9 protein-coding genes and 2 pseudogenes are annotated in these 11,814 nt (G+C 56.6%); 5 read left to right on the plus strand and 6 right to left on the minus strand.

Annotated features, from left to right (window positions below):
- Positions 1 to 381: 381 nt before the first annotated feature.
- The 4 genes from AC0L2V_RS07950 (at position 382) to AC0L2V_RS07965 (ending at position 5,403) form a co-directional block, all read left to right on the plus strand.
- Positions 382 to 1,164 carry an FkbM family methyltransferase gene (locus tag AC0L2V_RS07950; protein WP_473519829.1) on the plus strand — a complete coding sequence of 261 codons (783 nt, stop codon included), beginning with the start codon at positions 382 to 384 and terminating at the stop codon, positions 1,162 to 1,164.
- A gap of 357 nt (positions 1,165 to 1,521) precedes the next feature.
- Positions 1,522 to 1,737, plus strand: a complete 216-nt coding sequence (locus AC0L2V_RS07955) for an exopolysaccharide production repressor protein (protein WP_473519830.1) — start codon at positions 1,522 to 1,524, stop codon at positions 1,735 to 1,737.
- Between the two features lie 580 nt (positions 1,738 to 2,317).
- Positions 2,318 to 4,186, plus strand: a complete 1,869-nt coding sequence (locus AC0L2V_RS07960; protein ID WP_473519831.1) for a Wzz/FepE/Etk N-terminal domain-containing protein — start codon at positions 2,318 to 2,320, stop codon at positions 4,184 to 4,186.
- 80 nt (positions 4,187 to 4,266) lie between these two features.
- Positions 4,267 to 5,403 (plus strand): glycosyltransferase family 4 protein, encoded by a 1,137-nt coding sequence (locus AC0L2V_RS07965; protein WP_473519832.1) that lies wholly within the window; start codon positions 4,267 to 4,269, stop codon positions 5,401 to 5,403.
- 7 nt (positions 5,404 to 5,410) lie between these two features.
- Here the strand turns inward: AC0L2V_RS07965 and AC0L2V_RS07970 are convergent.
- Both AC0L2V_RS07970 and AC0L2V_RS07975 read right to left on the minus strand, forming a co-directional pair.
- Positions 5,411 to 5,512: pseudogene (locus AC0L2V_RS07970) on the minus strand (IS110 family transposase); the annotation flags it as partial.
- Positions 5,512 to 5,712 (minus strand): hypothetical protein, encoded by a 201-nt coding sequence (locus AC0L2V_RS07975; protein ID WP_473519895.1) that lies wholly within the window; start codon positions 5,710 to 5,712, stop codon positions 5,512 to 5,514. The gene AC0L2V_RS07975 and the pseudogene AC0L2V_RS07970, both read right to left, overlap by 1 nt.
- Between AC0L2V_RS07975 and AC0L2V_RS07980 the strand changes: the two are divergent.
- Positions 5,614 to 5,869: pseudogene (locus AC0L2V_RS07980) on the plus strand (transposase domain-containing protein); the annotation flags it as partial. The gene AC0L2V_RS07975 and the pseudogene AC0L2V_RS07980 overlap by 99 nt on opposite strands.
- Before the next feature lie 114 nt (positions 5,870 to 5,983).
- Here the strand turns inward: AC0L2V_RS07980 and AC0L2V_RS07985 are convergent.
- From AC0L2V_RS07985 to AC0L2V_RS08000, 4 genes are all read right to left on the minus strand, one after another.
- On the minus strand, positions 5,984 to 6,943 hold the full coding sequence (locus AC0L2V_RS07985) for a class I SAM-dependent methyltransferase (protein WP_473519833.1): 960 nt from the start codon (positions 6,941 to 6,943) through the stop codon (positions 5,984 to 5,986).
- 2 nt (positions 6,944 to 6,945) lie between these two features.
- Positions 6,946 to 7,911 carry a glycosyltransferase family 2 protein gene (locus AC0L2V_RS07990; RefSeq protein ID WP_473519834.1) on the minus strand — a complete coding sequence of 322 codons (966 nt, stop codon included), beginning with the start codon at positions 7,909 to 7,911 and terminating at the stop codon, positions 6,946 to 6,948.
- Positions 7,908 to 9,188: an O-antigen ligase family protein gene (locus AC0L2V_RS07995; protein WP_473519835.1), complete on the minus strand. Its 1,281-nt coding sequence runs from the start codon at positions 9,186 to 9,188 to the stop codon at positions 7,908 to 7,910. Before AC0L2V_RS07995 ends, AC0L2V_RS07990 begins: the two co-directional genes overlap by 4 nt.
- A 288-nt stretch (positions 9,189 to 9,476) precedes the next feature.
- A complete protein-coding gene (locus AC0L2V_RS08000) occupies positions 9,477 to 11,531 on the minus strand; it encodes a hypothetical protein (RefSeq protein ID WP_473519836.1) in 2,055 nt (684 codons plus the stop codon).
- Positions 11,532 to 11,814 lie beyond the last annotated feature (283 nt).

An 11,814-nucleotide genomic window follows, 5' to 3' on the forward strand; every position in this document is an offset into this window, starting at 1 on the left:
AGACGATATTACCAGATCGCACACTCTGATCGTCATCCGGCTGCAAGAATACAACTTCCGGCGGCCACCGCGATCGCGGTGATCACGCTTTTGCTATCGTTCGCGATGCTCTTGGTGTCGTGCTGCTTATTGGGGGACGCAGATGACAAGCCTAGAATTCATCCGCCGAGGCGAAGTTGCGCCATTTGCGCGACGTGATGAACAACCTATCCCGTATTTCGCGGTCGGAGGTCGACCGGATATCAGGCGGGCGGGTCATGCTAATGATAGTTTCGTCAAGACCCTAATGCTACTCTCCTTCGGAAGGGTGATTTAGGCAGAACGCGGGCCAACTTATTAACTTAATACCTTGCTTTGACCTCATCTCCTTAGGAGGGCAACGTGGACCGCGACTTGGTTTATGACGTCGGCATGCATAATGGCGATGATACGGCGTTCTATATGAGCCAAGGCTATCGTGTGGTGGCGATTGAGGCAGACCCTGCGCAAGCGGAAGCAGGGCGAAAACGGTTTGCTGCTGAGATCGAAAAAGGCCAAGTTCACGTCGTGGAGGCTGCGATTGGGCCAAGTCACGGACAAGCCTCATTTTGGATCAGTAGCAATCCCGAGCTCAACTCGTTCGATAGGCAAAATGCGGAGATGTGCAACAACACGTCTCATGAGATCCAGGTCACTTGCCGACCGATGAACGACATCTTGGCCGAGTTTGGAACACCCTATTACCTCAAGGTTGATATCGAGACTGCAGATCATTTCTGCTTGGAGGCACTTGACCCAAACGATCTCCCTCAATTCGTCTCGTTTGAGAAGAGCCGTTTGGAGGATCTGTTCTTTATGCACAATCTCGGCTATTCGCGTTTCAAACTGATTGCGCAGGAGGATCTTCGGCAGCTAAGCTATAGCCCCGATCAGGCAAAAAAATGGTCCCGAAATCTAAGACCATTGCGAAGTCGTGTTCGACGTATGCTGGGTCGCCGTGCACCAGAGAATGTTGCAAAGAAACAGTCTGCCTACGGCTCCTCGGGTCCATTCGGTGATGAGACTGATGGCCCGTGGCGGCAAATGAAGGAAGTTGCATTTACGTGGCTTGCCTTTGATCTTGGCCACACCGGTGATCCTGACCCTGTCTGGCATGATTGGTTTGATGTGCATTGCGCACGCTAACAAGGTATGGCCTCGGAGGGGATCCGTATGAAATAGCCCCCGAATGAACCGGACACGATCTCCATCTTGATAAGGGATAGGAGTAATGTCGTGTCTATGACTGGTAGCATTCCGAAGATTGAGATCCTGAACGGCCGCGAGCGACGGCGGCGGTGGTCGACGGCCGAGAAGCCGTGGATGGTCGAACGGGAGTTGGTCGCCTGGAAGCAAGCGTCCTGGCACCGTTTGGTGTGGCTTTATTCGCACCTGCTAATATATCGGTCGCTCTGACCCGTTCCGATATGTTATGATGGTTAACGCGCTGAGGCCTGGATAGCCAAGGAGCGCGTCACGTCAGCGGCTGCGAGTGGGACGGCGATGTCCTTTTTGCCTTTTTTGCGAGGCCTTATCATAGTACTGTTGGCATTCGGCATCACTACATATTTGCTCACCGCCTCCCTCTGGAGCACGTTTGTCCAAACGTTAATTTGTGGGATCTTGATACAGATCGGGTACTTTGTTGCTGTCATAGTGCTAGTGTGGCGCTCGGTCTCCAAAGAATCGGTGACTCCGAAATCACGCATCGCGCGATGAGCCGAAAGGGAACAACTGCCGAGCCACTTAGTAAGTGAGGCGGGCCCCCTCCGCCTTTATAGGCTCTGGCTGCTAGAGCAGGATGATCACCAAGATGACACTCCAAACCACGAAACAAAATGTGACTGCAGCCTGTCTTATTCTGGCATCGGAGAGGCTTTCCGCGAGGCGCCAGATGCGCGCAGGACCCTTGCGGTGATCGTTATCGCGCGCCTGTGATCGACGAGCCATTCCAATCGACATCCTTGTTTCCCGCAGGATAGGCTCAACCTGAGCCCCGGAATCTCTTGCTCAGATGTTTTGCCATTTGGCAACACGACTCAATTTCTTCCTTCAATTGGAGCTTACGACATGCAGCGGAATTGCGGCAGTCCGAGCATGGGCCGCGTGAGGTTTCGTTTATTGCATCGAGGTCAGGAGTCACGCCTTTGGCGAAGAGCGGGCTGATGCCCGCCCCGAGCGGTGTGGCTGTGCTCCGCGGGCATCGATACTGAATTTGCAGACATTCAGCCAGACAATGTGGTATGGTGTTCGTTACTGCCAATGCGCTGCCAGTCTCATCGCACGGGTTTGAAGGCTTATGCTCCGCGAAGTTGAAAAGCACCCGGATTCTGCCTTCACATTCGGCGGTCCTCAGTGGGGAACGATTGATCTCGAAACACTCGTGGCGGCAGCGCGACGGCAGTTGAGGTTCGTCCTTACATGCGCGCTCGCAGGACTTGTGCTGGGGCTGGCGTATCTTTGGGCCGAGGTGCCCTTGTACGAGTCGTCGGCCAGAATCCTGATCGACAAGAACCAGCCATCCATCGTAACGCAGTTGACAGAGAGCGGAAGCTCCGCACAGCTTGACCCGATGATGCTGAGTCAGGTCGAATTGTTGCTTTCCGATCGCATCGGGCTAAAGGTCGTTGACAGCCTCGGTCTTGCTACCAATCGCTCTTTCTTGTCGGCGCCATATTCATTGCTCAACAGTCTCACAGGATCGGTCGCTCGGTGGCCATTCATCGGCAGTTCCGAAGCAAGTGGAGCGCCGGTGAAATCGAGTGCCGCGCAAGGACCCGATCCTCGATGGCAGGCATTTGGCATTCTGGCTGAGAATATAACGGTAGCTCGTGTAGGGCTTTCATACATTCTGGAAGTCCAATTTCGGTCGCCTAGCCCCGAAATGGCGCAAAAAATAGCCAGTAAGTATGCAGAAATCTATATTTCTGACCAAGTCGGAGCCAAAGACGAATCGATTATCCGAGCTCGCGGCGCACTGGCGGAAGAGCTCGAGACGGTGCGGAAGCGATCGGTCGATGCCGAGCTCGCAATCCACAGGTTTCGAACAGACAATACGCTGACCAAGGAAACGCTGGTTACCTTGCGCCAGCTCGAACTTGAGGCGTCCTCTCTCAAGTCGCAATATGAGCAGGTCCTGCAGCAGTACCAAGCGAGCCTGCAGAACCTTTCGATGGCGTTGACGGAGGCGCGGACTATCTCGGAGGCACCAACCCCCAGCAGTCCGAGTTCTCCGAACAGGAGTCTTACGTTGGCGTTCTGCGTCGTGGCCGCCGGCATGGTTGGCGCCGGTGTGGGCGGAATTCGGGAGTACCGTGAGCGCTTTTTCCGCACGACGGCTCAAGTGCGCGATGAGCTCGGACTTCAGACGCTCGGAATGATCCCCTTGCTGGATGGGAAGCCAATTCACCGAGAGAAGCACGATCGTGCTGCCGGAGAGCCGTCATTCATCGAGGTGGGGAACAGCGCTTTCAACTGGGTAGAGCAACATCCGCGCTCGGAATTCGCTGAAGTGATGCGAACGGTGAAAGTCGCTGTTGACGTCGAGTTACCAAGGAAGAGCACCAAGGCGCTCGGCATCGTTTCTTGCCTCCCGGGAGAAGGGAAGTCTCTGGTCGCTGCTAATTTAGCGATGGTTCTTGCTATGCAGCGTTGTAAGACGTTGTTGATCGATGCCGATATCCACAACCCTGGCTTGTCCCCTATGTTAGCCAACGGCTGGGAACGAGGCCTGGCCAACTTGTTGGCTGGAGAATTCAATCCGAGAGACTTGCTGGCGCATCAGTCATTGCCATTGAGGTTCCTGCCCGGCGTGAACCAGAGCCAACAAAAGCTCGCAAACACTGTGCAGCCTATCGAGAAAATGGGGGACTTTCTGCTCAAGGTCGGCCCTATGTTCAATTACGTTGTCGTTGATTTGCCCCCGTTGGCTCCAGTCGCGGACGTGAGGTCCTTTATCCAGCACCTCGACGGCCTTGTTCTGGTTGTTGAATGGGGTGTGACCGCTCGTACGTTCGTGCGCGAAACCCTCGACAACAACCCGATCCTGGCGGATAAATGCATCGGCGTTCTGCTCAACAAGGTCGATATCAAAGGAATCAAGCGGTACCAAAAGTTCGGCAGCGCCGAATTTTACAGTGAACGCTATAGTCAGTATTACCAGGCCTAGTTGTGGAGCAGGCAGCCCGCCTACAGTATCCCCTCATATCGGCTAAAGGCGAGGCGGGCGGCCTTGGGAGTTCTTGACCCATGATATCTCAGCCTCCGCACGGCATCATCCTGATGACGTGCGAATATCATCCATTTCCTGGTGGCATCGGAACATACGCCGGACGGTTGGTCGACATCGTTCGTGCTGGTGGCCACGCTGCGACCGTCATAGCGCCTGCCTATCCTGACCTTCCTGCCGTTCCCCAGGAGCCGGATACCCATCGCATTCTGCGGCATCATCGGATTTCTCCATTCGGGGCGCTGCGGGCGCTTTCTATTCTGCGCAACGTTCCGAAGGACAGGTTGTTTTTGGCCGCCGACATACGCAGTGTACTAGTGACATTTGTGCTACGACCGTTCCATCGCAGAGGGTATCGAGCGATGATTCATGGCAGCGAAGTCAGCAAATTCAGGACCGGTTCTATCCTTTTTCGGTTTGTACGCCGCGCCTACGAAGGAGCAGAGGTCGTTTTCGCCAACTCACATGCGACGCTGCGGATCTTTTCCGAAAGTTTTGGAATGCCCCGGAAGGGTGTCGTCACCTATCTCGGCGTGGATCCCATGTGGTTTCAGCCAATCCATGGGAATTTTGAACACCCGCAACTTGCAGCTGTACCACAAGCTGCAAGCGTCATTTGCGCAGTCGGACGTGTCGAGCCTCGGAAGGGCCAGTTGGAAACTGTCCGGGCTATCGCGAGCGCGCGCGATGAATACGGATTAGACAATCCGATCTTTGTGATGGCTGGACGGGCCGAAGATCAGGCCTATGCCTCAAAGATATTGGATGAAGCGGCACGAGCTCGTGTTCCAGTGATCGCTACCGGTAGGCTGTCCGACGACGACTTAAAGCGCTTGTACCGCCGTGCGGCGTGCCACACATTGTTCGCACGAGAGCTACAGGGAAAGATCGAGGGCTTCGGGCTAGTGTTGGTTGAGGCCGGTGCGCAAGGGTGTCCTTCGATAGCGACGGCCGTCGGCGGCATACCCGAGGTCATGGGCTCCACTGGTGTGCTGGTGCCCCCGGAGGACGTGAACGCGATGGCCCGCGCGATAGCAACCTATGTGGCCAATGCAGAACTGCGTGAGCGCGACGGTGCTCTTGCCAAATCACGGGCACGCACCTTCGACTGGACAACCTGTGCAGGCGCGACGTTTCCGGAGCTGAAATGGGGCTGAGCCCGAGGACAAAGTAGCTGCTCAGCTTTTCCGGAGTCGGGAACCAATGAATATCGCCTAACGATGAAAGGATTGTTGAAGCAACCACGGAAGCCCGCGGTATTGTCATCAACCGGAGAGCTCGTGATCCTTGAGCGATTGTTTGGCGAGAGTTTTATCAAGCTCGGCGAGCTGCACCGATACACGTTCGAGCTCGTTGACGCCTTTGTTAACAATGCCGCCGAGCGCGTTCTGCGCGGGTATCGCTCTGGGGCGAAAGGCATGGCTCTTCGCCGCATCGCAGCGCGGTGGAGATCGCGGTGCGTTCATTCGCTGATCGTTACGGCAAAGATGTACGACATCGGCACTCAGGCTTGGCTGGCGGATGTCCTCGCCCGGACCCGAACATCCCCGTATCCAGACTACCGGAACTGCTGCCATATGGAATTGGAAGCCCGCCGGAAACACTCGGCAAGAGGCCGTCTGATGGCACGCCCAACCATGGTCTACACGATCGAATACGTCGCAACGCTGATCGGCGAGAACCTCGAACTCCTCCAGGAAATCGCCAGCAACTCAGACAATATCGCCATTCCCGTTACTAGCGTTGAGCACCCCGATATTCGTCGACAATGCTGCTTAATGAGATACTGGTTCCGGTGAGCCTTCCCAGGAAATAGGCCCCATTGCTGCCGTCAATCTTGTGATCCTCTCTGATCATGCCGTCCATGAGCGCGGCCAGCGCGAAGGGAAGACTAAAGACGTCACCAAGCCACCGGCTCCGGGTAAGGCCACGTATGAAATATTTCGCCGCCCAGTAGAGTGACAAGCCGGGTCCACCGAGCGCTCCGCGACTGATCGTTTCGAAATTCCGGAACAGCCAGCGATGTCCGACCTCAGTGAAGCGCGTAAAATCATATGCGCCCTCATGCACTTGCTGCATGAACGGTGTCTCGGCGTAGACGAGACCGCCGGGCTTGAGCACGCGAGATATCTCTGAAACGACCTGTTCCGGGTTAATCACATGCTCGAGGACCGCCTGAATGCAGACGCCGTCCACCGAGCCGCTGGCAAGCGGAATCTGATGAGCGTCCGCGATGAAATGCGTGTATGCGGACGGGTAGATGTCGAATGCAATCTGTCGAACGGCTTCGGTTTCATAAAGGCCATCAGTCCCAGCCCCCTTGGTTGCGGCGCCGATCATGAGCACGAGGGGGCGCTCAATCCCATGGGAGAGAACGTGATCGCGAAAGCTGACAACGTTGCGCGCGCTGAGATTCGCAGTTCCGAAGAGCCACCCCTTGGTGATCCTCAGCCAGTTCGGCCGCCTGTTTATGGCTGAGATCCCACTTGCCGTCAGCACATCGGCACGCACGAGACTGCAAGAGAAATCGATCAGTGCCGGCTGACCATGCACAACCGGATACTCGGCAGCTCGCGCGCCAGAGAGCTCTGATTTCGCCTCCGTGATGGTCGCGCCGCGGCGGTACAGAATAATCGGTACGGAAGGATTTCCCGGCTGCCGCATGAGATGCTCGACCTCTCCCCATTCCGCCAGCATCTTTAAGAGCCGTCAGCAAAGTCTTTGCGCAAGGCGCGGTAGAACAACAGCTTGGCTGCACGGCGCACCTGCGGATCCATGCCCCTCGGCAGGGCGCAAAGAAAAAAATAAACGTACACCCGCCAGGACAATGGATCGTGCCGCATCGCCCGAATGAGTAAGCGCGCTCCGAGTTTCTTTTCGCCTTGAGCCACGCAATCATTGCCGGCTTTCCCGTAAAAACGCGCGTTGCGTCGGCGCGCGAGGTGCGCAAGCTCCGGCCGTCGCATGACCCATTCTCGCGTGAGGCCCTCGGCTGCCGGCAGAAGCGCGTCGAGTCTGCGGGTTATGTTCGAGCCATGGCGCCGTTTGTAGACGAGTGCTTCGGCCACATGTTGAAATGTCCAACGCTCGGCTGCGCGCATACAAAACTCCGTATCCTCTCCAGCCCTGAATGCCTCGTTGAATAACCCAATATCTTCGACCATCTCCCGCCGCATAACCATGCTGGAAGGAATAATCGGCCCATCAAGCAGAAAATATGTCGGCAACGTATCGCATTGGCCCGCGCGATAGCGGCGAACGGCAACGTGTAAAGCATCGGAAAGATCCGGAGCGGAAAAATCGACAAAATCACCGTAGATAAGACCCGCCTTGCAGCCATTGTCAAAGATGGCCAATTGACGCTCAAGCTTGTCCTCAGCCCAGAGATCATCGCCGTCGAGAATTGCAATAAGATCGCCGGCAGCATGTCTGATGGCAAGATTCCTCGCCGATGAAAGCCCGATACCCGCCGTCGTCAGGACATGTACGCGCGGCTCCCTGCGAGCCAGCGCCGCGATGACCTCCGCCGAGCCGTCGGTCGAGCCGTCATTGACAATGATGATCTCTTTGATTCGGCTCGACGCGGTCTGATTGATCACGCTTTCCACTGCCTGCACAATGAAGCGTTCTTCATTGTGGCATGTCAGGATAACCGACACACTCATCTTGTGTTTCCTAGCAAGGGGCTCCCGAGAAATCGAGGATGCCTTATGCTCCTGGGGTGGCTCCTCCGTATCCTGTGTAATGATAGGCAAAGCCCGTGCCGCGTCAATTCAGGCAGGAGCGAGACAAGGATTAGCGTGACGAAAGCTCGTGTGCCGGAGGCTTCTGTTCCAACGTAAAAGGCGCAAGGAACAAGGATCACGAGGGGCAGAAGCCGTGCCTGGGCCGCTCCGATCAATCCGTGAGAAAGGGCCCAGCTTAGAGTACGGCTTAAGCGAAACCATGCAGCAATCCATATGGGAATGTAGAGGCTGAGCCCAATGATGCCGTTCTCGGTGAGGATGCGTTGAAACTCGCCATGTATCCCCAGCCGCAACTCGTCAGGAAGTCCGCTGAACTCCGTATCGATAATATTCTTGAATTGGTTCGTGCCCACGCCCATGAGTGGATGTTCGGAGATGAGTTGTCTGGACAGAATGAAAGCAAACGCGCGCTGGACATTGCTCGGGGTGTCTCCAGGGGCATATTTCCCTGTCGCGGCCAGATAGTCGTATTGCCCCATGCTCAGCGGATCGAGGATGGTCTGCATTTGCTTCTCGACATAGGCGTTATCTATCGTGGTCGACAGCACGAAAAGTGCCACGAAGCCGGCAGCGATCGCTGGTACCATGGCAGCGAGCCGTCCTCGCATCAGAAGCGCGGCGGTCAGAAAGAGATAGATCAAAAACGCCTTGCGTTCCCCAGATAGCACGAGCAGGGGAAGTATCCCCGCCCATACAAACCAAAGGGTGCGCCGCTTGCCCCGGTTGACGAAGAGGAGGAGCCCTGCGAGCGCAATTGGAAGGAAGGTGAACGCGAGCCTCGGATCGACCAGATGCTTCCAACCGACCGAGTAGCCATGGGCGACATGCCAGGTGATCGTATAGGCGAGAATCAGCACCATGCCGAAAAGCAAGATGTTGACGGCCTTCTGCGTCTCGAGCCATCTAGCCTCCTGTGCGATGGCGAACGCAAAGGCGCCCACAATGGTCATCTGCAACAGCTCGCGCAGGCCGTTCTCTGCGTCCACGCTGAAGGCCGAGACCATGTGCCAGCCCAGGAAGGGCAGGAGCAGTAGAAAACCGGCTGAAAAAGCCAGATTTCGCCAACGACCCGTCGCCATGCCAATCACGAGCATCAGCAATACGATCAGCTCGAACGGACGCAGCAATACAAGACCCGTCTCGAGCCTGATTGGCAGGAAGAGGCTCAGTATCGCGAATGTGAGGAGATAACGCATCACAGCCCCCTCGCGGCGCGATATTCTTTTAGCATGTTCTCTTTTCCGGAGACAGAACTTGTTGGATGTATCAATGCCAGCGGGCGAAGAAAGACTTCGCCATGCTCCAGCCGACGACCCCATCGTTCCGCCCGCTGTGGCAATCGCATATCGAAGAGGTTTCCGCCTGTTGGGAAAACTCACTCTCCTCGCTTGCGGTTTCGTTGCGGGTAGGATTACTAGTGGCAGAGCCCATCAGGCAGTCCGACGGAGAGTGATGACGCATCCTGACGGCGCGCACTCAATGACCTAGCCGACGGTCTCGCTCTGCGGGGTCCAGGCTTCTGGCTGGTCGAGCACAGAGACCGCGCGAACATGGCAGCGAATCTTATGCCCGACATCCCGCGAGCTGAGTTCATAGCTTGTGCCGGTTTCGCCCACGATCGGAACGCCGTCACGATACCATAGACACTCTATTTGCGACGCAATAACGTTCGGTACGACGGTCAGCGCCTGGCCCGGTGAAGCCTGGCCCGAGAAGGCCGGCAATGCGCTGAAGCCCGTCGGGACCCTAGCCAGATCCGTTTCCGTCTGCCGGACCCTTATATAGTCAATGACCATGTCATACGCCTGCGACGGGTCCGGTTGAGCGCGCCCCTTTTTTTCATCGTAAGCGAAATCCACCATGATGTATTTTTTCGCTGCGAGTTCCGGTGTCGTCGGAACGCGCGCCACTTCATAGCCGTCGATCACGAAATAAGTATGATCATCTTCGATCTGCGCGTACCAAGTATGAAATTCGCCATCGTATACGTCGATCGTGCTGGGAAAACCACTTGATGGATCGACTTGATCGCCGGCAATTTTCCGGCGCACGTCGCGTGGCGTGATATGTGGATCTGCATAGCCGAGTCTGGGTTTATGCACGTGCTGGCTGATGTTGATATAGGCCCCATTGAGGCCGTCATACTCCCAAAAGTCCGTCTCAAGACGATTGCGTGTCCGCCAGAATAGATGCTCCCTGCCATACGCCCAAAAAGCAGGAAAAAATCCAGGGCGGGGCGCTGCGATCTTCGGCAGTCTGGCGCGGATCTCAAAGATCCCCTTTCCCCAACACCGCCCTTGGCCATTATTGTTCACGGAAGAGAACGCACCTGTTCTCCAACGGCCCTTATGCAAGAGCCGGAGCGCCAGCGTCTGGCTGGCGGCGTCGTGCACATAGGAGGAGGGGGACGCCGAGATCCGCTGGGTAATGGCGTCAACACCGACGGTCGTCAGATGGGTCGGCGCATACCAGATGCTGCCTTGCGCGCCTTTGGAATCATCGACTACCGTGTTGGAATCGAAGTCGTCAAAAAAAACCGTTGTGTAACCGTGGATCGGGGGCGCCGCCTCACCACGATGAGCATATCGCTCATTGCCGATGGCCGCCCACGACGCCCACGAGGCTGAATCGAACTCATAACGTGCCGGTTTGTCATTCGCATCCACGGCTGAAGGAGGGCTCTGGCGATAGGGATGAACGTCGGCTAGCGCGGATTGCCGGCCGACGCGCCACATGCCCCATCCCATCAGCTTGTCGACCTGCGAGTCATTCAGTTCGCTTTGTCCGATGATGACGCAGTCGATCGCGACATCGGCCCTCATCGGATCGTTCACATCGCCCATGAAGCTCTGCGATTTCACACGGTTGGGTGCCAACGCATAAATCGTCTGGCCGGCCGTCTTGACCCCATTCACCACAGCCTGCATCACGAATCCGCGGCGGTACCCGACCATGACATTCCAGTCGTCAAAATCCGTCGAGCATTGCCCCTCCTCACTCTTATACTTGCCGTCATGGAGCTGCGAAACGAATGTGCCTGCCGAGGGCTTGAAACAGATCCGCGGCTGGCGATGCACCGGGCCACCCTCCGCCCCATTGACGCAAACAACGGAAACGTTTTTCGCGTCGGCGTTGACCGCCGAATTGCACCGGGCGATCACCAACCACCAGCGGTGAAGATACGGGGCATCGTTCTCGGCGGGCCAGGTCAATGCCTGTTTTGTGCCCTTCTTGAAGAGAACGCCGCCGTTATTCGGAAGCTTTGTCGGGCGCAGGGAAGGCTCGGCTTGCACCGCAGCCACCGGTCTCACGCCGCCGGATTGCCATGAGGAGACTTCGCCTTCGGCCAGATCCTCCTGAAACCAGGATTTCACAATCATTTCCGGGAACAGACCAGGATGCCAGGAGTGAGTTTTCGGCTGCGAGCCTTGCGCCGGACCGGCGGCGAGGGCATCCCGTCCTGGGCGACCGGAGGCCGCCAGCACAAGGGCGGCGCATGCGGCCCGCGCCAGGTCCCGGCGAGAAAGGCGGTTGGTCATTGTCGTGCGCCAATAATTGCTGGTTTCGGGATGAGACTCCGCATGGACACCCGTTACTTACTATCGCGCTTCTCCTCACAAGCTCCGCAGCATATCATAGGTTTCAGTTTAGCCTTTCAACGACAGCCAGGGAAGTGGGTCGCGCCTGATGCGATAACGGAGAAAGCAGATGCAGACCGCTGACAGGATCGGTGCTTCGCCTCCCACCAGGCCGGGCAAAGCTCTTCCGCCCAATGCGCTTCTATTGAATTGCTTTGGCCGAGGTGGGTCAAGCATTGTCTGG

This window comes from Mesorhizobium sp. WSM4814 (assembly GCF_055811595.1).